The organism is Vitreimonas sp. (assembly GCF_035627415.1).
Classification (GTDB): domain Bacteria; phylum Pseudomonadota; class Alphaproteobacteria; order Caulobacterales; family Aquidulcibacteraceae; genus Vitreimonas.
Window position 1 is genome coordinate 1 of sequence record NZ_DASPLU010000017.1, and the last position, 19,709, is coordinate 19,709.

Sequence of the window (19,709 nt, forward strand, 5' to 3'; positions counted from 1 at the left end):
ATGCAGCGCACCGCGCTGCAGGGTCATCCGCGCGTGCTGAGCGCGATCGTGCACCGCTACATCGCCGGCATGCCGGTGGAGAACGCCGCGCAGCATCCGTTCCGCCGCAAATTCCACGACCTGCCCATCGGCTATCAGCTCACGACAGCTCGACGCGAAATCACGATGGATGATATCGAGCACTTTGCGCGCTTCACTGGCGATACGTTCTACGCGCACATGGACGAGGATGCCGCACGCGCCAATCCTTTGTTCGGCGGTCGCGTCGCGCACGGCTATCTGATTCTCGCGTTCGCGGCGGGACTGTTCGTCGATCCGAATCCGGGTCCGGTGCTGGCGAACTATGGGCTCGACAATCTGCGCTTCGTCAAACCGGTGAAGCCGGGCGAGGCAATTTCCGTCGCGCTCACTGTGAAGGAAAAGACATTGCGTAAGCCGGACCAGGGCGAAGTGCGTTGGGATGTCGTGGTGACGAACCGCGACGGCGAAACCGTCGCGGCGTACGATCTGCTGACTATGAACGCGGCTTAAGCGACGGCCTTCAGCGCTTCGATGAAGCGGTCGACTTCGTTGGCCGGCAGGCCCGCCACGTTGATACGCGCAGCGTCGGTCATGTAGACGCCGAACTCCTCGCGCAGCCGCACGACCTGGGCTTCGGTGAGCGGCAGTGAGGTGAACATGCCTTTCTGCCCGGCGATCAGGTGCATCGGGATCGAATTGATGCGCGCGGCGGCGAGCGTGGTGCGGGTCTTCTTCATATGCTCGCGGATCTCGTCGAGTTCGTCACCCCACATCGTGCGCAAGCCCGGATCGCTTAGCACGACTCGCACGCACGACGCGCCGTGGTCCGGCGGCATTGAGTAGTTCGCGCGGGCGAGCGAGAAGAGGTTGGATTGCGCCGCCGCGCGCGCCGATCCGGGCGCTTTGACAAAGCACGCGCCAACACGCTCGCGGTAAACGCCAAAGTTCTTCGCTGCCGAAACCGCAATCACCGCATGTGGCACGCGGGCCAACATGTAACGTGCGCCGGCGACATCTTGTTCGAGCCCATCGCCGAAACCCTGATAGGCGAGATCGAGGAACGGGATGATGCCGCGCCGGTTCACCGCGTCCGTCAGCGCTTCCCATTGCGCCATTGAAAAATCCGCGCCGAGCGGATTGTGGCAACAGGCTTGCAGGATCACCGCATCGCCGCGTTCGGCCTTGTCGAAACCGGCGATCAGTCCGTCGATATCGATCTCCTGGCGAGCGACATCGAAGAATGCAACGTCGACCTGCTCCAGGCGCGCCGCGGCAATGATAGCCGGATGGTTCGGCCAGGACGGTGTAGGCAACAGAACGCGTTTGGCCCCCGCATTTCGCAGAAGGTCGCAGCCGAGACGCAGCGCGCCGGTGCCGCCGACGGATTGGATCGAAACGAACTCGGCCGCTTGATCGCCGAACGCGAGTTCGCCGAACAGCCGCAGAAATTCCACGTCGCCTTGCTGGCCGACATAGGTCTTCGTCTTCTGCTCATGCACGAGTCGGCGCTCGGCTTCCTTGATCGCCTTCATGACCGGCGTGACGCCGTTCTCGTCGCGATAAACGCCGACGCCAAGATCGATCTTGTCGGTCCGCGGATCTTCGCGGAACATCTTGATGATCTTCAGCAGCGGATCGGGCGGCCTTACCGCAAGGTCTTCGAGCATAGTCAATCTTCCAAAGGCCAAGTTTCGAGAACTTCGACGAGGCGCGTCAGCCACGCATTGGTCTGATGTCCGTCGAGTACGCGGTGATCGATAGTGAGCGAAACGTAGGCCATCGGCCGCACCAGGATCGCGTCGACGCCGTCGACCTCGCGTACGACGACGCGTTTCTCCAGCTTGCCGACGCCGAGAATGGCCGATTGCGGCTGGTTGATGATGATCGGCGTCGCCACCAGCGAGCCGGAGACGCCGTGATTGGAAATCGTGAACGTGCCGCCTTGAACATCGGCTGGCTTCAGCTGGTTCTTGCGCGCGCGATCGGTCAGGTCGGTCAGCTGCGCCGCCGTCTCTTTCAGCGACAGCGCCTGCGCCCGCCGGATCACCGGCACGATCAGGCCCTTGTCGCCGAGCGCCACGCCCATGCCGATATTCGCATCCTCGAACACTTCGAGGAAGTCGTCGTGCCAACGTGCATTGACGTTCGGCGAGACCTTCATCGCCTCCGCTGCCGCGCGGACGATGTAGGCGGAGTAGGTAAGCGCGGCGCCTTCCTTCGCGTACGCATCCTTGTGCTTGGCGCGGTGCGCGGCGATGGCCGAGAAGTCCGCTTCGAACACCGCCGTCACATGCGGCGCCGTCGCCACCGAACGCGACATGTGCTCGGCGATCGAGCGGCGCATCGCGTCATGCGGAATGCGGCCGCCTTTGATCGGCGCGATCGGCGCGGGCTTCAGCGCCGGTTTGGTTGAACCGCGCGCGATGTGCTCTTCGACATCCTTATGCGTGATCCGTCCGCCTCGGCCCGTGCCCGTGATGGCGGTCGTGTCCAGCCGATGTTCCGCCACTAGGCGCTTCACCAACGGAGAAAGCCGCATCTCTCTCTCATCGTCATTCCGGGGCGCCGCGCCAGCGGCGAGCCCGGCATCCAGGGGCCGCCGCTCCGGCGTTTGCCCCTGGTTAGCAGATCGCGACTTCGTCGCGCCCGGAATGACGGGAGAAGAGCCGATCGAAAGCTTTCCCAACACCGCCCCGGGCGCCGCTTCATCGCCTTCGTTCAGCGCGATCGCGGCCAACACGCCGTCCGCCGGCGCCGGCACTTCCACCGCGACCTTGTCCGTCTCCAGCTCGACGATCGGTTCGTCCTGCTTCACCGCGTCGCCGATCTGCTTCAGCCACGCGCGCACGACCGACTTGGTGCCTTCCTGTTCGACAGGCGCGACGATGTCTTTTTGCTCCGCCATCAGAACCGCACCAGCTCTTCGATCTTTGCCGCGATGCGCTCCACCGAAGGCAACGCCCACTCCATCAGCTCGGGATGGTGCGGCGAGGGGATGTCCGGCATCGTCATCCGCGCCACCGGCGCGTCGAGATCGAGGAACGCCTGATCCGCCACCACCGCCGCGATCTCGGCGCCGAAGCCGGCGGTGCCGATGTCTTCGTGGATTATGAAGCAGCGATGCGTGCGCCGCACCGAAGCCAGCACCGCCTCGAAATCCCAAGGCGCCAGCGTGCGCAGGTCCAGAATATCGGCGCTGACGCCAGCCTGATCCGCCGCCGCCTCGCAGCGCTCCACCATTGCGCCCCAGGCCACCAACGTGATGTCGCCGCCTTCGCGCACGCGTTTCGCCACACCGAACGGCAGCGCGAACGCATCACCCGGATAGGGCCGCCGCGCGCTCGCTGCGTCGAGCATGTTGCGATGCTCCAGGAACATCACCGGATCGTTGCCGCGCAGCGCCGTGCGCAGCAGGCCGACTGCATCCTCCGCATTTGAGGGGCAGGCGACGCGCCAGCCCGGCGCGTGCACGAACTGCACTTCGTTGGTTTGCGAATGCCAAGGATCGCCGCATTTGAAGAAGCCGACCGGCATGCGCACCACCATCGGCGCCGCGAACCGGTTCGCCGTGCGCCAGCGCATCGTGCCGCAATCGTTGATCTGCTCACAGGCCGGGTCGGCATACTTGCGGAACTGGATCTCCGGCACTGGCATCAGCCCGGCGATCGCCATGCCGACGGCGCGGCCGATAATGCCTTCTTCCGACAGCGAAGTGTCGAACACGCGGCCTTCGCCGTACTTCTCCTGCAAGCCGAGCGTCACCCCATGCACGCCGCCCTTGGGGCCGACGTCTTCGCCGAACACCAAGACGCGCGGGTTAACCGCCAGCTCGTGATCCAACGTGCGCCGGATCGCCGTGATCATGTTGATGCGCGCGCCTTCCGGTTTCGGCGCATCGCTCACGCGCGGCGCCGCATAGCCGGTATTCCACAGCCCGCCTTCGTCCTGCAGCGCGTTTTCTTCGCTGAACACGAAGCGCGTCACCTGCGAGGCCTCGCTCACCGGCCGCTGATCGGCGATCTGCACCGCGCGGCGCACGCGCTCCTCAGCTTGCGTCTGCAGCGCGTCCCAATCCTTCTCGCTCATCAGCGCAGGCACGACATGCGCCTTCAGCTTCGGCAGCGGATCGCGCGCCCACTCGGCGTCGACCACGTCTTTCGATTTGTACGCCTGCGTATCTTGAAACGAATGCCCCTGCAGCCGCGGCACTGTGAGGTGCACCAAAGCCGGACCATTGCCGCCCCGCACATGCGCCACTGCATCCGCGATCAGCTCTGACGCTTCGACCGGATCGGTCCCGTCACCGTCGAGCACTTTAAGCCCGCTGAAGCTCGCCAGGTTCTGCGCGATGTTGCAGCCCGGCGTCTGCAGCCAGCCCGGCGTCGAGATGCCGTAGCCGTTGTCTTCGACATAAAACAGCATCGGCAGCTTCAACGTCGTCGCCATCGTCAGCGCCGCCCAGAACCCGTTCGTCGCCACCGATGCATCGCCGCCCAGCACGACGCCGATGGCGCCGTCATAGGCGCGGTCGCCGAGGACATTCTTATGATACTCGATCGCCTGCGCGTAACCCGCGGTCGGCGTGTATTGCGCGCCGACGCCGCCGCACATCGGCAGCGCCGATGCGCCCGTCGCATTCGGATAATTGAACACGACGCCAATATCGCGCCCGTCGCTATAACCGCCGGCGCGCCCCATCGCCGAACCCAGCGCGTCCTCCAGCGCCACGCCGAGCGAAAGTAGGATCGGCCGCGAGCGGTAGTAGCCGCACATCGCGTCCTTCGGATGGGTCAGGCGCAGGCCCAGCAGCACTTGCGCCATGTCGTGGCCGCGGGCGCTGAACTGATAGAAAATCTTCTTGCCCGGAACGAGTTCGCGCTCCTCGATTGCGTCCATCGCGCGGGAGCATTGGACGAGCTCGACCACGCGCTTCCAATCGGTCTCAGGGGCGGCTTTGGGAGCCGGCTTCGGCTTGGCGCTCATAGGCGCAACAATAGCCGCGTTCGCCTGCAAAATCTGCGCTGGTCCGGACGAATAATCGCGTTATGCTGCATGAACCGTGCATAACGTTGGCCTAAAGCGCATGAAACGTGAGCCCATCGACCTCGACCACGCGGACCGGCGCCTGCTCCGCGCCATTCAGCGCGACGCCTCCGCCTCGCAGGCCGAGCTGGCGGAAGAGGCGGGCGTCTCGCCAAGCCTCGTTTCCCGGCGCCTCAGCCGGTTGAAGGAAGCCGGCGTGCTGCGCGCCGTCGTCGGTCTCGTCGACCCCGAGGGCGCCGGGCTCACCTGCAGCGCCATCATCCGCGTGCGGCTGCGCGACCACGCCGCCGCCAACGTCAAAGCCTTCAAGGACCTCGTCGCCCGCATGAACGAGGTGACGCTCTGCGTGATGCTGACGGGTGAGGCGGATTATCTGATGAAGATCGTCGCCCGCGACCTGCCGCACTTCCAGGAGATCGTGCAGTCGAAGCTCTTACGCTGCGCCGCCATCGCGCACATGGAAAGCTCGATTGTGCTGGAGCACTTGAAAAACACGACCGAGCTGCCGCTCGACGACGCGTCCTAAGCCAGACGCGCGGCCGCAGGCGCAACGCCGCCCAACGCCGTCTGCTGATAGAAGCGCATCCGCTTCTCGTCGCCGAGGATGGCGATCAGCTCCTCGATCGTCGCCGGACGGGCGATCAGATAGCCTTGGGTCAAATCGCACTTCATCGACGCCAGCAGCGCAAACGTCCCCGGCGTCTCGACCCCCTCCGCCACCACGTCGAGCCCCAGCCCGTGCGCCAGCTCGATGGTCGAGCGCACCAGCAACGCATCGCGCTGGCTGTTGGTGATGCTCTGCACGAACAGCTTGTCGATCTTGAGTTCGTGCGCCGGCAATTGCTTCAGGTACGCCAATGACGAGAGGCCCGAGCCGTAATCGTCGATCGAGATGCGCACGCCCTTGGACGCGAACAGCTCGATGTTCTCGAGCGCCTTCTGCGGATTGTCGATCACCGCCGTCTCGGTGATCTCGAAGCACAATTGATGCGGCGCCTTTGCGACCAGCTCGAGCGCCGCGCGCGCGAATTCGTCGTCGCCGATCAGGCGGCCGGAAACGTTCACCGCCAGCGTCAGCGGCCAGCCGGCGGCGGCGAGGCGTTTCTGATCGACGATGGCGCGGCGCAACACCCATTCGGTCAGCGCGCGGATATGGCCGGTCTCCTCGGCCATCGGAATGAATAGGTCGGGCGCGATCATGCCGCGTGTCGGATGGCGCCAACGCACCAGGCACTCGGCGCTGCCGATCCGGCCGGTGCGAAAATCGTATTTCGGCTGGTGCACGATCATCAGTTCGCCGCTCTCGACGGCGCGGCGCATTTCGCTCATCAGCGAGAGATTGCGCGCGGGATCGCCGTACGCCGCCTCGTCGAACAGGCCGAGCTTCTGCCGTGCGCTGCGCGCCTGATCGAGCGCGACGCTGGCGCGTTCGATCATGGCGCCGGGGCTCTCCGTCTTCGCGCGCGGCTGCGCCAGGCCGATGGTGACGTTGATATCGAGATTGTGCCCTTCGAGCGCGAGCGGCTGCTCCAGCGCGCCGATCAGCGCACTGGCGCGCTTGCGCGCATCGGCTTCGCTGTCCGCGAGCAGGCCGACGCCCAGCACGTCGCTCGAGAGCCGCGCCACCGGCGCGTTCGGCACCAATTGCAGCAGCCTCTGCCCCAGCACCCGCATCAGCGCGCCGGCGAGCGTGTAGCCGATCGCGCCGCGCACTTCAGTGAAGCGGTCGACGCCGATGGCGGCGAGATAGACGCGTTCCGGCTGCGGTGCGGAGGCAAGCCGCCGCTCCAGCGCCAGCCGGTTCGGCAGCCGCGTCTCGGCGTCGTGATAGGCGAGGTGGGTGATCTTGCGCTCGCGTTCGCGCAGCGCCCCGGTCATGGCGTTGAAGCTCGCGGCAAGGCGCGCCAGCTCGTCGCGGCCGACGATCGCGACCGTTTCGAACACGCCTTCCTGCAGCTTCTGCGCCGCGCTTTCGAGCGTCGACAGCGGCCGGGTGATGTCGTTGGCCAAGAGCCAGCTGCCGGCGATGAGCAGCGAAAGCCCGACCAGGCCGACGGTGAGCAGCGTGCCGAACAGCGCGCTATACTGCGTCAACCCGCCGTCGAGCTGATAGCGCAGCAGCAGCACGCTCGGTGAGCCGTCGAGCGCCGGCAGCGGCGTGGCCAGCGCCAAAGTGCGCCCGCTCGAGGTCTCGATGGCTTCGGCGCGCAGGCTCTGGGCGCGCACTTGTCGTTCGATCAGCGCGCCGAGCGCCGCGGCGTCCTCGCCCTGCGCCCAGCCTTCGCTCGTGTGCAGCGGCGTCGAGGCGTCGAGCGGAATGGTCGCCAGCTCCTCGAGCGCCTGCACGTCGCCGTCCAGGCGTCCGCCGACCACGAGCCAGCCCAGGCCGCCCGGTATGCGCGCCGTCGCCGCGTGATACTGGCGCCCGTCGAACACCAATATGCCGGACGGCGCTTCGGTTTGCGCCAGGGCCCGCTGCAGGCCCGGCGGGACCGAGGTCGGAGCGTTCGCGTCCTCGGCGATGACGAGGCCCTCGCGCGTCACCAGGAAGGTGAGGTCGGCGTTGGCGTTGTCCCGTAACGCCTCGAGCTGGGTGCGGATGGCGCTTTCGTCGCGTCCAGCCGCGGCTTGCTGCAGCGAGACGATATTCGCCGCGGAGTCCGCGCTGGCGGCCAGATGCTCCGTTCGCAGCCGGACCGAGCGCTCGAAGATCTCGCTGGCTTTAACCAGTTGGTCGCGCGCGAGGCGTTGCGTCGCGTCGGCGATCACGACATAGGCGGTGCCGCCAATGAGGATCAGCGCCGCGCAGAAAAGCCCGGCGTAGAGAACCGTCAACTTGTGGCGCAGCCGGACGAACATGTGCGGCGCCTAAGCGGGAGGCAGTGAGCGGATAGAAGTCGCCATGACCGGCTCTTGTAGCCTGCTCTACTGAAGTGACCGTTAACCCTGGGGCCTCACCCGCAGCAGAGGTTACGATTGTGTTTCCAAGCCCGGGCGCCTAATTCTGGCGCCGCCATGCGACTGCGCCACATCGAAGTCTTTCACGCCATCTATCTCAGCGGCAGCATCAACGCCGCCGCCAAGGCCCTCAACGTCTCGCAGCCGTCGCTCTCGAAAACGCTGCAGCACGCCGAGGATCAACTCGGCTTCAAACTCTTCCGCCGCGTGCGTGGCCGGCTCATCCCGACCGACGAGGCGCACGTCGTCTTCCGCGAATCCAGCGAGGTCTACGCCAAGATCGAGACGCTGCAGCAGGCCTGCAAAAGCCTCAAGAACGGCGACGCAGGGCACATCCGCCTCTCCGTGCTTCCGGTCGCTGGCCTCGCCGCCGCGCCGGCCGCGATCGCCCGCTTCCGCGCCGGCCACCCGGACGTCAGCTTCGACATCCAGACCTACCACCACGACGAAGCGCTGCGCGCCCTGTTCGACCGCACCAGCGAAGTCGCTTTCGTTTTCGACGAAGGCGAGCATCCGCGCCTCAAGACGCTGAAATTGGGGCAGGGCGAACTGGTGCTGCTCTATCGCCGCGGCGAGTTCGCCAATGTCGGCGAGCGCATCCCGCTCAGCGCCATCATCGGTCGCGATTTCGTCGGCATCACTTCGAGCGGCCCGCTGGGCGACATCCTTTCGGCCGAACTCGCCAAGCTGAAAGCCGAAGTGCGCGAAGTCGTGTCGGCGCACACCTTCTACGTCGCCGCCGGCCTGGTGCGCGAGGGAGTCGGCGTCGCCATCGTCGACGAGCTTACCGCTCGGGCGATGCGGGATGAGCGGCTCGAATTCAAGCGCCTGGAGCCGGCGGTGAAGTTCGACATTTGCGCCATCCACCTGGAGGATCGGCCGCCCTCTCATCTCGCGGCCAAGTTCATCACCGAGATGCAGAAGTCGTTCGAGCGCATCCTGGCGGCATAGCCGCTCGTTATAGGCGCCAGCCGAAACGCTACTGGCGGTCCCCCGCAGCCGCCGTCAGATGGGATCACCGCCGAAGCGCGGCCGGAGGTTTCGCGTGATCCCTTCTCCTTACGTCCTCTATCTCGGCGCCGCCAAGGACGCCCTGGCCATCAAAACGGCGCGCGGCGTCGCCCATTGGCGGCCGGAAAAATGCATCGGCGAACGGCGCCTGCGCGACGATGCGCCGAGCCTCGGGCTCGAGCCGCTGAGCTACGCCGAAGCGGCAAAGCGCGGCGCCCGCACCATGCTGATCGGTGTCGCCAACCGCGGCGGCGTCATGACGGCGGAGGACGAAGCCGAAGCGATCGCCGCACTCGAAGCCGGCCTCGATGTCGCCTCCGGCCTGCACCAGCGCCTGCACGAGCGCCCGGCCATCCGCGACACGGCCAAGCGCCTCGGCCGCACGCTTTACGATGTCCGCGAGCCCGCGCCCGATCTGCCGATCGGCAATGGCGAGCGCCGCCGGGGCTACCGTTTGCTCACGGTCGGCACCGATTGCTCCGTCGGCAAGATGTACACGAGCCTCGCCATCGAGCGGGAACTGAAGAAGCGCAACGTCCGCTGCGATTTCCGCGCCACCGGTCAAACCGGCATCATGATCGCCGGCGCCGGCGTGCCGGTCGACGCCGTTGTCGCTGACTTCATCGCCGGCTCGGTCGAACAGCTCTCGCCCGAACGCCTCGACGGCGGTTGGGACATCATCGAAGGGCAGGGCTCGCTCTATCATCCTTCCTATGCCGGCGTGTCGTTGGGTTTGCTCCATGGCGCGCAACCGGACGCCATCGTGCTCTGCGACGAGCCCGGCCGGCCGCACATGCGCGGACTGCCCGGCCGGGCGCTGCCGAGCCTCGCACAAACGCTCGCGGCCAATCTCGAGGCCGCCAAGCTCACCAATCCCGACGTCATCTGCACCGGCGTCGCTCTCAACACGTCGAACCTGCCGCCCCAGGAGGCGAAGCGCGTCTGCGAACGCGTCTCCGCCGAATTGAACTTGCCGGCGCAGGACCCTGTCGCCATGGGTGTCGACCAGATCGCGGATTATTTGCTCGAATGCTTCGCAGGCTCACCGCACGCAGCGAACGCTGGCCGCTGAGCCGGCCCTTCCGCATCGCGCGCGGCGTGAAAACCGCGGCCGATGTGGTCGTCGTCAATCTGCAGCACGGCCCTCATGTCGGGCGCGGCGAAGCCGTGCCGTACGCGCGCTACGACGAAAGCGTCGAGAGCGTGTTGGCGCAGATCGCCTCCGTCTCTGCCGACATTGAAGCCGGTCTCTCCCGCGCCGAGCTGCAGCGAAAACTTGCAGCCGGCGCTGCGCGCAACGCCATCGATTGCGCGCTCTGGGACCTGGAAGCCCAGCAAGCCGGCCGCACCGTGGCCGATCTCGCGGGCGTCCAAACGCCCGGCGAAATCGTCACCGCCGTCACCGTCTCGCTCGACGAGCCCGCCAGAATGAGCGAAGCCGCAGCCGCCATCGCCGGTTCGCCGCTGATCAAGGTGAAGGTCGACGCTTTCGACCCACTCACCTCGGTTCAGGCCGTGCGCGCCGCCGCGCCGGAGGCGCGCCTCATCGTCGATCCAAACGAAAGCTGGTCGGCGTCCTTGTTGGCCGAGTTGCTGCCACAGCTGGCGGCCTTGCGCGTCGACCTGATCGAGCAGCCGCTCGCCGCCGCCGAAGACGCCTCGTTGGAGAATCTGAAGCCCGCCGTGCCCATCTGCGCCGACGAATCGGCGCACACCAGCGCCGATCTGGAGCGCGTCGCGCGCCGATATCAGGCGGTCAACATCAAGCTCGACAAGACCGGCGGCCTCACCGAGGCGCTCGTCATGCGCGAGCGCGTGCGACAACTCGGCCTGACATTGATGGCCGGCTGCATGGTGTCGACGTCGCTCAGTGTGGCGCCGGCGCTACTCGTCGCGCAGGATGCCAGTTTCATCGATCTCGATGGCCCTTGGTGGCTGGCGCAGGACCGAGAAAACGGCATGATTTTCGCCAACGGGCGCATGCGTGCGCCGCGCGGCCTGTGGGGCGAGCCGCGCGCATAGCCTCCGGCTATAGCGTCGCCAACAAAAAGTAGACGCGGATGCCGCGGTCGGGTGCTGCATTGGAGCACCCGTAAAAGAAAACATTCGAGCCGCTGCAACGGCTCATCGGGGACCAGGGGGAAATCGAATGAAATCGCCGGTACGTCACAGCCTCAAGTCGCTGCTGCTCTTCGGGGCGTCGGCGCTGATCACCGGCGCGATGGCGCCTTTGGCGCATGCGCAGGACGAGGACGTCACCGCGGCCGAATCCGGCGTGTCCGACGAAGACGAGATCGTCGTCGTCGGCACCCAGATTCGCGGCGCCCAGGTCACCGACGTTTTGCCCGTCACCGTGCTCGGTGAAGAGCAGCTCGACGCGATCGCGCCTTCGAGCGGCGACGAACTGTTCCGCTCGATCCCGCAGGCGGGCGACGTCACCTTCAACGAAGCGCGCGTGGCCGGCGGCATCAACGACGCCCGCGGCGACACCGCCTCGATCAATCTGCGCGGTCTCGGCACCGGCAACACTTTGATGCTGCTCAACGGCCGCCGCATGGTGCTGCACCCTGCGATCCAGGTGGAGAACCTGGTCCCGGTCGCCACGGTCAACACCAACACCATCCCCGCTGCCGGCGTGCGCCGTGTTGAAGTGCTGCGCGACGGCGCATCGGCGATTTACGGCACCGACGCCGTCGCCGGCGTCATCAACACCGTGTTGCGCGACAATTTCGAAGGCCTGCGCCTCGAGGTCGAAGGCGGCCAGTCCGACGGCATGGACGAGATCGAGCTCTCGATCGAAGCCGGCGCCGACTTCAACAACGGCCGCACCAACGTTTCGTTCTTCGGCAACTTCACCAACCGCGATCCGCTGTGGGCCAGCGACCGCGACTTCTCCGCGACATCCGATCTGCGTTCGCTGATCGATCCGAGCAGCCCGTTCGCGAACGACACCGACTGGCGCAACACCAGCACCGATACGCCGTGGCCCGAATTCCGCCGCCTGACGGCGAGCTTCAACCCGTCGACCACCTCGCTGTCGATGAACGGCACCACCATCACCAGCACGAGCGACGGTCACGCGACGTTCCACATTCAGCCGATCACGAACGCGAGCTGCAACAGCGTCGAATTTCCCGCCGCTCTCGGCACCTGCTTCGACAACGGCGTCGTTTCGACCACCGGGTCTGACGAGAATCTGCGCTACAACACCAATGACGGCCGCACGCTATGGAGCGAAGTGGAGCGGCGCAACGCGTTCTTCTTCGTCAACCACGACATGGGCGACAATGTCGAACTGTTCGTCGAACTCGGCGTCTATGAGTCCGATTCGACGAGCTATCGCGAGCAGGAGACCAATCTCTCCACCCAGCGCCTGATCGTTCCCGCCACGAATTACTGGAATCCCTTCGGTCCGACGACCCTCAACGGCAATCCAAATCCCAATCGCGTTCCCGTGACCAATGCGCCGTCGGGCGGGGTGAACTTCGAACTGCAGGACTATCGCGTCGTCGACGCCGGTCCGCTGCCGGTGAATGTCGAGCAATCGGTCGTGCGCGGCCTGGTCGGCTTCCGCGGCCAGTGGAACGCCTGGGACTGGGAAACCGCTTTGGTTCAGTCCGAAGCCGTCACCCACGACACCATGCGTCAGCCCAGCATGACGCTGTTTCAGGACGCGCTCGCGCGCTCGACGCCGGACGCGTACAACCCGTTCACCGGCGGCAATCCGCTCGACCCCGCCAACGGCGACAGCTCGCCCAATCCGCAAAGCGTCATCGACAGCTTCATGGTCGATGTGTCGCGTCGCAGCACGACGACGATGACCATGCTCGATTTCCGGCTCTCGCGGCCGGATCTGTTCGAGATCTGGGGCGGCCCCGTCGGCGTCGCCACCGGGGTCGAGTATCGCAACGAAACATACGAAGACGACCGCGATGCGCGCCTCGACGGCACCATCACCTTCCAGCCGTTCGACGGCTCGACGCCGCTCGCGCCGTTGAGCGACGTCATGGGCGCAAGCCCGACGCCGGACACCGACGGCTTCCGCAACGTGTTCTCGGCTTTCGCCGAAATGGCGCTGCCGATCGTCTCGCCGGACATGAACATTCCGCTCGTGCATTCGCTCGAAGCGCAGCTCGCCGTCCGCTACGAGAACTACTCGGCGTTCGGCGACATCGCCCGCCCGAAAGTGGCGGCCGCCTGGAGCCCGACCGAGTGGCTGATGTTCCGCTCGGCTTGGTCGCAGGGCTTCCGCGCCCCGAACCTGCCGCAACAGCACGAGCGCGGCATTCTCCGTTCGAACACCCGCACCGATTGGGTGCGCTGCGAAGCGCAGCAACAGAATGGCGTCATCACCGACTTCGACGCCTGCAACCAGTCGCAATCGGTGCAGAGCAACCGCTCCGGCAGCGAACAGCTGGAGCCGGAAACCTCGGAGAACTTCACCGCCGGCTTCGTCATCCAGCCGACCTTCATCCCGTCGCGCTTCGGCGAGCTGACGATCACGGCCGACTACTGGAACGTGGAGCAGGACGGCGTCATCGGCCTGCTCGGCGACAGCAACGCCATCACGCTCGATTATCTGCTCCGCATGCTGGGCAGCTCGAATCCGAACGTCGTCCGCGCGGCGCCGACGCCGGATGACGTGCTGATGTTCGCCGGCGCGCTCGACGCCAACGGCGCTCCGCTCCAGCCGGTCGGCGAGATCACCCAGGTCATCGACGATTATCGCAATCTCGGTCCGCGCGAAGCCGAAGGCTACGATATCGGCATCTTCTACGAGGTCGACGACACGCCGCTCGGCGATTGGAACCTGGATCTCAACTTCGCCAGGCTGCTGACCTTCTATCAGGCGCCCGGCCCCGAGCAGCAGCAGCTGCTCAACGCCCAAGCCGCCGGCGTGATCGATCCGCTGATCAACATTCCCGGCGCCGAGAGCCTGATCGAGGAGAACGGACGTCCGAAATGGCGTGCGAGCGCCACCGTCACCTGGCGCGCCGGCAATTGGGGCGCCGGCTGGTACACCGCCTATGTCGGCGGCGTCGACGACACCAGCGTGCAACTCGCGACCGGCGAGTTCTGGCGCGTGAAGCCGTGGATCACGCACAACGCGTACGCTCAGTACGTGATTGACGGCGGCGAGCTGTTCGACGAAGTGCGCGTTCGCATCGGCGCCCGCAACCTCTTCGACGAGGATCCGCCGCTGGCCGACACCGAGTCCGGCTATATCGGCGATCTGCATTCGCCGCGCGGCCGCACCATCTACGCCTCGATCCGCACGCGCTTCTAAAGCGGAGCGCGAGGTGAAGCGCCTCTGCAGCCTCGTCGCCGCCGCGTTCGTCCTGATGGCGGGCGCGGCGGCCGCGCAGGCGCCGGAGCGGGTCGACATCCTGATCCGCAACGGCGTCGTCATCGACGGGACCGGCGGCCCGCGCCGCAGCGCCGATATCGGCGTCAGCGGCGACCGTATCGTCTTCGTCGGCGAGGCGGGGCAGATGCGGGCGGGGCGCACCATCGATGCGTCCAATCTCGTCGTCGCGCCCGGCTTCATCGATCCGCACACGCACTCTCTGAGCGATCTGCGCTCGGACGACGCGATGCGCCGCCGCGCGCTCAATCATCTCACCCAAGGCGTCACCACCATCCTGTTCGGCAATGACGGCGACGGCGCCTATGCCGTCGCCGAGCAGCGCGCGCAGCTGGAGCGGCTTCGCATCGGCGTCAACGCCGGCGGCTTCGTCGGCTTCGGCGCCGTGCGCGAAGCCGTGATCGGCGAGGAGGACCGCGCGCCGACCGAAGCCGAGCTCGACCGCATGCGCGGCCTCGTCGCGCAGGCGATGTGCGACGGCGCGTTCGGCTTCTCCGCCGGACTCTATTACGCGCCGCAGAGCTTCTCCGAGACGGAGGAGGTGATCGCGCTCGCGCGCGAAGCCGGCCAGCGCGGCGGTCTCTACGAATCCCATCTCCGCAGCGAAGGCGCCGGCAATGGCCGGCTCTACGACGCTGTCGAAGAAGCGCTCCGTATCGGCCGCGAGGCGGATCTGCCGGTGCACATCGCGCACATCAAAGCCGCTGGCCGCGACACCGAGGGCGAGGCGCAGCGCGTGATCGCGCGCATCGAAGCCGAGCGCGCCGCCGGCCGCCGCGTCACTGCCGACCAATATCCCTGGCGCGCCTCGGGCACCCGCGTCTCCAACGCGCTGATGCCGCGCTGGACCCAGGACGGCGGCGACGCCGCCATGCGCCGCCGGCTCGCCGACCCGGAACTACAAACGCGCCTGCACGAAGAGATCGAGCGCCTGATCCGCGGCCGCGGCGGCCCGCAATCCTTGCTCATCACCAGCGGCGAACATCGCGGCCGCTATCTCGGCGATGTCGCGACCGCGCTTGGCGTCGATCCCACCGAAGCCGCCCGCCAGATCGCGTTGAACGGCGATGCGCGGCTCGCTTCCTTCAACATGCAGGAAGCCGACATCCGCGCCTTCATGCGTCAGCCCTGGGTCGTCACTTCGTCCGACGCCACCACCGGCCACCCGCGCCGCTTCGGCACCTTCCCGTCGAAGTTCGCGCTTTACGTCCGCGAGACGCCGCTGCTGACGCCGGAGGAGTTCGTCCATCGAAGCAGCGGCCTCACCGCCGAGATTTTCGGCATCGCCGAACGCGGCCTGCTGCGAGAAGGCTATTTCGCCGACGTGATCGTGTTCGATCCGCGCGTCTTCGCCGCACGCGCCACTTACGAGCAGCCGGAGGAGTACTCCGTCGGCGTCATCCACGCGCTGGTGAACGGCGTGTTCGCCATCGACAATGCGACATCCACCAACCGGCTCGACGGCCGCGCGCTGGCGAAGACCCCGCCGGCCGGCGCCTGCGCCAGCTGATTGACAACCAGGCGCCGCACGAAAGAGGAGAGCCCCGATGAACTTGAAGTCCGCGCTCCTGGCGCTCGCCGCCGCCGCCGTCGCAACGCCCGCGCTCGCGCAAACGCCGATCTGCGAATCGCAGGGCGTCACCGTCTCGGTCGATTTCCCGAGCGGCGGACGCCACACCTGCCGCGTCGCCGAAACCGGCGAAGTCACGCTCGCCGTCACGCCGGAAGGTACGCCGATCAATGGCAGCCCGTGGTATGCCTTCCGCCTCGACGCCGCCGCGGCGACGGAGCTGCGCGTCACGCTCGACTATGGCGAGTACGAGCATCGCTATTCGCCAAAGCTCACCCGCGATGGCGCCACCTGGCGTTCGGTCCCGCGCCGTGACGTCATCGTCGCCGACGACGAGCGCCGCGCCAGCATGAACCTGCGCTTGGAGCCGGGCGCGACCTTCATCGCCGCCCAACCGATCGAGACGCCGACCGCGGTGCACGCTTGGGCGCAACAAGTGATCGTCCCGCGCGGCTTCGAAGCGGTCGAGTACGGCCGCTCGATCGACGATCGTCCGCTGATCGCCTACCGCGCCGGCACAGGGACCGATCTCGTCGTCGCCATGACGCGCCAGCACCCGCCGGAAACCTCAGGCGCGGTCGCGTTCCGTAACTTCGTCGAAACCATCATGGCCGACACGCCGCAAGCGAACGCCTTTCGCGCCCGTCACCGCATCCTGCTCGTGCCGATGCCGAACCCCGATGGCGTCATGCGCGGCCACTGGCGCTGGAATAATGGCGGCCTCGATCTGAACCGCGATTGGCGCGACTTCTCGCAGCCGGAGACGCGCGCGCTGCGCGACCTCATCCAGAGCGAAGCGCAGAACCGGCGCACCGTCGCCTTCTTCGATTTTCACTCGACCCGCCGCAACGTGATCTACGCGCCGCCGCTCGATGCGGATTCGCCGACGATCGATCTCCTGCCGCTGCTGCGCCAGCGGCTCGACGCGGCGGTCAATCCGCCATTGCCGTGGACGTTCAGCCACTCCGAAACCGGTCAGACGTCGAAGCGCTGGGCGCTCTCCGAGCTGCGCGCGCCGGGTCTCACAGTTGAACTGGACGACGAAGCCACTGTCGCCACCGCCGGCCGCATCGGCCGCACCGTGGCGGAAACCATGTTCGAGTATACCTCGCGCTGATCAGTGGCCGGTGTGCTCGGCGGTCGACGCGGCCGCGCGCCGCACCGGCATGCTGACCGCGATCTCGCCGGCGCGTTCGAACCTCAGCGTCACCGGGATGCTTTCGCCGTCGGTGAACGGCTGCGTCACCTCGAAGAACATGAGGTGCAGCCCGCCCGGCGCGAGTGTCACCGTCTCACCCGCGGGCACGGCTAGGCCGCCCTCGACAGCGCGCATGCGCATCACGCCGCCGTCCATGCTCATCTCGTGCGCCTCGGCGCGCGCTGCACGCGGGGTGGAAATGGCGACGAGGCGATCGGCGTTCGCCGTCGCGTTGACGATGGTGAGATAGCCGGCGGCGACCTCGACGCCGCTCGGCGTCGGCGCAGCCCAAGCATCGCGCACCTCGAGCTGCGCCGCCGCGGCCTGCTCGGCCGCTCTTTCGGACGCCGGCGCCGTCGACGGCGCTCCGCACGCCGCGAGCAAGATCAACGAAGCGATAAAAAAAGCTCTCATGCCGAGAGCTATCGCGCCACGCCGGCAGCGCGGTCAGAGGACGTGTTGCCGCACCCATGCGTGAGCATGAGTGCGGCGCAACGTTACGGCGTCGGATCTTCCGTGCTGCCTACGTCATCCGCGGATTCTTCGACCGTTTCGCCCGCCTGTTGGATGTCTTCGCCAACGCCTTCGACCGTGTTGCACGCGCCGAGCGATGCAGCGCCCACGAGCGCCGCCAAGGCGATCAGCGGAGAAGTGATTTTCTTCGACATGAATAGTCTCCATTGCCGCGCCGTCCTGCGGCGTCAGCAATGAAAACGTCCCATGTTAGTTGAGGTTTCCCGTGCTCTCGAAGAAGAGAGCTTGGCTCACCGCCGCGCGCACCATGTCGGGCGAATACGGTTTCGTGATCAGGAAAGTCGGTTCCGGCCGTTCGCCGGTGAGCAGACGATCCGGGAACGCCGTGATGAAGATCACCGGAACTTCGAACGAGGCGAGAATGTCGCGCACCGCGTCGATGCCCGATGAACCGTCCGCCAATTGAATGTCGGCGAGCACGAGATCGGGCAGTTCGCGGTTCGCCGCTTCCACGGCGCCGGCGGCCGTCGATTCCACCGCGCACACGGTGTGGCCCGCCGCCGTGACAAGGTCGCTCAAATCCATCGCGATGACGGCTTCGTCTTCGATGATCAGAATTCGCGCTTTCGTCTGTTTATCGAGCGCATCGAGCGCATCGTCCAACAACGCGCTCACTTCATCCGGCGAGCGGCCTAGAATTTCGCCCGTCTCCTGTGTGGTGAAGTTTTCGAGCGTCGTCAGCAGCAGCGCTTGGCGGCTGAGCGGGGCGAGCGTCCGCAGCCGTTCGTGCGCCTTTCGCGCGCCGAGCGATTCCTCGCTGGTGTGGCCGTTCAACTCGACGTTGCCGCTCTCCCAGATCCGGTGGAAGACGCGATAGAGCCCGGCGCGCGGGTCGAGCTCGCGTGGGAATTCTTCAGGCCGGGCGACGATCGCCTCGAGCGCCGCCACCACGAAAGCGTCGCCGCTCTCCTGCGCCCCCGTCAGCGCGCGCGCATAACGGCGCAGCAGCGGCAGGTGAGGCGCGATTTCCCGGGCAAGCGTCATATATGACCCCTTGTTTTGATTAGCAAATTTTTGAGAAGCGGCCTCGGTTTGCATAGTTCGCTCCCGTCCCGTCGAGAGCGGTTGAACGCGGCATCTGAAAAAATGTTCCAGGGCATCGGAACAGGTTTCGCTCGGAGGCGTTGTGTGCGCCGGGGGAGAGCCGCCGTGGGTCTCCCGGACTAGTCCAGCGGGGGCTTGATCGGCATTATGGCACGGAAAGAAGAAATGGAAGCGCTCGTGAGTAAGAAAGCGCCGCCGCAGGACGCATCCGGGGCTGGATACGGGAAATCGCGGCCGGCCTCCGCAACGCACAAGGCGCTCATCACCCGCAATCTGAAGCTGGCGTACGGCCAAGTGGCCAGCGAACCGGTGCCGAAGCGGCTGCTCGACATCCTGTCGACGCTAGACAGCGCCGAGGACAAAAAATCGTGAACGCGCCAGGGGCCTTCAAGGCTGAGCTCATCGAGCTCCTGCCCAGTTTGCGCGCGTTTGCGCGTTCGCTGGCGCACAATTCCGCCCAAGCCGACGATCTCGTGCAGGACACGCTGGTCAAAGCGCTCGCCAACGTCGAACGCTTCGAGCCGGGCACGAACCTTCGCGCTTGGTTGTTCACGATCCTGCGCAACCACTATTACTCCCAGCTGCGCAAGCTGAAGCGGGAAGTGGAAGACGCCGATGGCAAGTTCGCGGCGCGCCTTGCGGTGCGTCCCGAGCAGGACGGCTCGGTCGACCTCGAGGACTTCAAGGTGGCGTTCAGCCAGCTTGCCCCCGATCACCGCGAAGTGCTGACGCTCGTCGGCGCCTCGGGGTGTTCGTACGAGGAAGCCGCGCAGATCTGCGGCTGCGCCGTCGGCACCATCAAGAGCCGCGTCAACCGCGCCCGCCGCAAACTGGCCGACCTCCTCGGCCTTGACGACGAAGGCCAGCCCATTCCCAGTGAAGGGCGGATGATCGAGGACACAGCCAGCGTGTGAACGCGCGCGGATACCGAAAATTTCTGACCTGGCCCCGCGCATTGTCCCTCC

17 protein-coding genes are annotated in these 19,709 nt (G+C 66.4%); 10 read left to right on the forward strand and 7 right to left on the reverse strand.

The genetic code is table 11. The annotated features are described in order from the left end of the window. Positions 1 to 531, forward strand: a 531-nt coding sequence (locus tag VEA80_RS11050; RefSeq protein ID WP_325060795.1) for a MaoC/PaaZ C-terminal domain-containing protein, incomplete at its 5' end; no start/stop codon positions are given. Here VEA80_RS11050 and VEA80_RS11055 read toward each other — a convergent pair. The 3 genes from VEA80_RS11055 to VEA80_RS11065 are packed head-to-tail and all read right to left on the reverse strand — an operon-like array spanning position 528 to position 5,004. Next, entirely contained in the window at positions 528 to 1,688 is a 1,161-nt protein-coding gene (locus tag VEA80_RS11055) for an aromatic amino acid transaminase (protein WP_325060796.1), read from the reverse strand. The two genes, VEA80_RS11050 and VEA80_RS11055, sit on opposite strands and share 4 nt — an antisense overlap. A 2-nt stretch (positions 1,689 to 1,690) precedes the next feature. After that, entirely contained in the window at positions 1,691 to 2,926 is a 1,236-nt protein-coding gene (locus VEA80_RS11060) for a dihydrolipoamide acetyltransferase family protein (protein WP_325060797.1), read from the reverse strand. Continuing rightward, complete coding sequence (locus tag VEA80_RS11065; RefSeq protein ID WP_325060798.1) at positions 2,926 to 5,004, reverse strand: alpha-ketoacid dehydrogenase subunit alpha/beta; 2,079 nt, start codon at positions 5,002 to 5,004, stop codon at positions 2,926 to 2,928. Before VEA80_RS11065 ends, VEA80_RS11060 begins: the two co-directional genes overlap by 1 nt. 100 nt (positions 5,005 to 5,104) lie before the next feature. Here VEA80_RS11065 and VEA80_RS11070 point away from each other — a divergent pair, with 100 nt between their 5' ends. Beyond that, the gene (locus tag VEA80_RS11070; RefSeq protein ID WP_325060799.1) at positions 5,105 to 5,590 is read left to right on the forward strand and encodes an Lrp/AsnC family transcriptional regulator; all 486 of its coding nucleotides are present in this window, start codon (positions 5,105 to 5,107) and stop codon (positions 5,588 to 5,590) included. Here the strand turns inward: VEA80_RS11070 and VEA80_RS11075 are convergent. Continuing rightward, the gene (locus VEA80_RS11075; RefSeq protein ID WP_325060800.1) at positions 5,587 to 7,923 is read right to left on the reverse strand and encodes a putative bifunctional diguanylate cyclase/phosphodiesterase; all 2,337 of its coding nucleotides are present in this window, start codon (positions 7,921 to 7,923) and stop codon (positions 5,587 to 5,589) included. The genes VEA80_RS11070 and VEA80_RS11075 overlap by 4 nt on opposite strands. Before the next feature lie 156 nt (positions 7,924 to 8,079). Here VEA80_RS11075 and VEA80_RS11080 point away from each other — a divergent pair, with 156 nt between their 5' ends. The 6 genes from VEA80_RS11080 to VEA80_RS11105 all read left to right on the forward strand — a co-directional run bounded on the left by VEA80_RS11080 (position 8,080) and on the right by VEA80_RS11105 (position 17,085). Further along, a complete protein-coding gene (locus VEA80_RS11080) occupies positions 8,080 to 8,973 on the forward strand; it encodes a LysR family transcriptional regulator (protein ID WP_325060801.1) in 894 nt (297 codons plus the stop codon). A 94-nt stretch (positions 8,974 to 9,067) separates the two neighbouring features. Beyond that, a complete protein-coding gene (dgcN, locus tag VEA80_RS11085) occupies positions 9,068 to 10,105 on the forward strand; it encodes an N-acetyltransferase DgcN (protein ID WP_325060802.1) in 1,038 nt (345 codons plus the stop codon). After that, positions 10,063 to 11,055 carry an N-acetyl-D-Glu racemase DgcA gene (dgcA, locus tag VEA80_RS11090; RefSeq protein WP_325060803.1) on the forward strand — a complete coding sequence of 331 codons (993 nt, stop codon included), beginning with the start codon at positions 10,063 to 10,065 and terminating at the stop codon, positions 11,053 to 11,055. Before dgcN ends, dgcA begins: the two co-directional genes overlap by 43 nt. Positions 11,056 to 11,182: 127 nt before the next feature. Continuing rightward, a complete protein-coding gene (locus tag VEA80_RS11095; RefSeq protein WP_325060804.1) occupies positions 11,183 to 14,320 on the forward strand; it encodes a TonB-dependent receptor domain-containing protein in 3,138 nt (1,045 codons plus the stop codon). A 13-nt stretch (positions 14,321 to 14,333) separates the two neighbouring features. Beyond that, positions 14,334 to 15,908 carry an N-acyl-D-amino-acid deacylase family protein gene (locus tag VEA80_RS11100; protein ID WP_325060805.1) on the forward strand — a complete coding sequence of 525 codons (1,575 nt, stop codon included), beginning with the start codon at positions 14,334 to 14,336 and terminating at the stop codon, positions 15,906 to 15,908. Between the two features lie 37 nt (positions 15,909 to 15,945). Continuing rightward, positions 15,946 to 17,085: a M14 family zinc carboxypeptidase gene (locus VEA80_RS11105; protein ID WP_325060806.1), complete on the forward strand. Its 1,140-nt coding sequence runs from the start codon at positions 15,946 to 15,948 to the stop codon at positions 17,083 to 17,085. On the opposite strand, the gene VEA80_RS11110 is transcribed toward VEA80_RS11105, so the two are convergent. The 3 genes from VEA80_RS11110 to VEA80_RS11120 all read right to left on the reverse strand — a co-directional run bounded on the left by VEA80_RS11110 (position 17,086) and on the right by VEA80_RS11120 (position 18,684). Beyond that, entirely contained in the window at positions 17,086 to 17,580 is a 495-nt protein-coding gene (locus VEA80_RS11110) for a copper chaperone PCu(A)C (protein WP_325060807.1), read from the reverse strand. A gap of 83 nt (positions 17,581 to 17,663) precedes the next feature. After that, a complete protein-coding gene (locus tag VEA80_RS11115) occupies positions 17,664 to 17,834 on the reverse strand; it encodes an entericidin A/B family lipoprotein (RefSeq protein ID WP_325060808.1) in 171 nt (56 codons plus the stop codon). A 55-nt stretch (positions 17,835 to 17,889) separates the two neighbouring features. After that, on the reverse strand, positions 17,890 to 18,684 hold the full coding sequence (locus VEA80_RS11120; RefSeq protein ID WP_325060809.1) for a response regulator: 795 nt from the start codon (positions 18,682 to 18,684) through the stop codon (positions 17,890 to 17,892). A gap of 237 nt (positions 18,685 to 18,921) precedes the next feature. On the opposite strand from VEA80_RS11120, the gene VEA80_RS11125 reads away from it, so the two are divergent. Next, positions 18,922 to 19,116, forward strand: coding sequence for a NepR family anti-sigma factor (locus VEA80_RS11125; RefSeq protein ID WP_325060810.1), 195 nt, complete (start codon positions 18,922 to 18,924; stop codon positions 19,114 to 19,116). Further along, positions 19,113 to 19,658 (forward strand): sigma-70 family RNA polymerase sigma factor, encoded by a 546-nt coding sequence (locus VEA80_RS11130; protein WP_325060811.1) that lies wholly within the window; start codon positions 19,113 to 19,115, stop codon positions 19,656 to 19,658. The genes VEA80_RS11125 and VEA80_RS11130 overlap by 4 nt, the downstream gene beginning before the upstream one ends. Positions 19,659 to 19,709: the final 51 nt, after the last annotated feature.

What these genes read in the sequence shown, in the direction of transcription:
- VEA80_RS11055 (WP_325060796.1), bottom strand. Translation starts at nt 1,688, where the DNA reads ATGCTCGAAGACCTTGCGGTAAGGCCGCCCGATCCGCTGCTGAAGATC.
- VEA80_RS11060 (WP_325060797.1), bottom strand. Translation starts at nt 2,926, where the DNA reads ATGGCGGAGCAAAAAGACATCGTCGCGCCTGTCGAACAGGAAGGCACC.
- VEA80_RS11065 (WP_325060798.1), bottom strand. Translation starts at nt 5,004, where the DNA reads ATGAGCGCCAAGCCGAAGCCGGCTCCCAAAGCCGCCCCTGAGACCGAT.
- VEA80_RS11070 (WP_325060799.1), top strand. Translation starts at nt 5,105, where the DNA reads ATGAAACGTGAGCCCATCGACCTCGACCACGCGGACCGGCGCCTGCTC.
- VEA80_RS11075 (WP_325060800.1), bottom strand. Translation starts at nt 7,923, where the DNA reads ATGTTCGTCCGGCTGCGCCACAAGTTGACGGTTCTCTACGCCGGGCTT.
- VEA80_RS11080 (WP_325060801.1), top strand. Translation starts at nt 8,080, where the DNA reads ATGCGACTGCGCCACATCGAAGTCTTTCACGCCATCTATCTCAGCGGC.
- dgcA (WP_325060803.1), top strand. Translation starts at nt 10,063, where the DNA reads ATGCTTCGCAGGCTCACCGCACGCAGCGAACGCTGGCCGCTGAGCCGG.
- VEA80_RS11095 (WP_325060804.1), top strand. Translation starts at nt 11,183, where the DNA reads ATGAAATCGCCGGTACGTCACAGCCTCAAGTCGCTGCTGCTCTTCGGG.
- VEA80_RS11105 (WP_325060806.1), top strand. Translation starts at nt 15,946, where the DNA reads ATGAACTTGAAGTCCGCGCTCCTGGCGCTCGCCGCCGCCGCCGTCGCA.
- VEA80_RS11110 (WP_325060807.1), bottom strand. Translation starts at nt 17,580, where the DNA reads ATGAGAGCTTTTTTTATCGCTTCGTTGATCTTGCTCGCGGCGTGCGGA.
- VEA80_RS11115 (WP_325060808.1), bottom strand. Translation starts at nt 17,834, where the DNA reads ATGTCGAAGAAAATCACTTCTCCGCTGATCGCCTTGGCGGCGCTCGTG.
- VEA80_RS11120 (WP_325060809.1), bottom strand. Translation starts at nt 18,684, where the DNA reads ATGACGCTTGCCCGGGAAATCGCGCCTCACCTGCCGCTGCTGCGCCGT.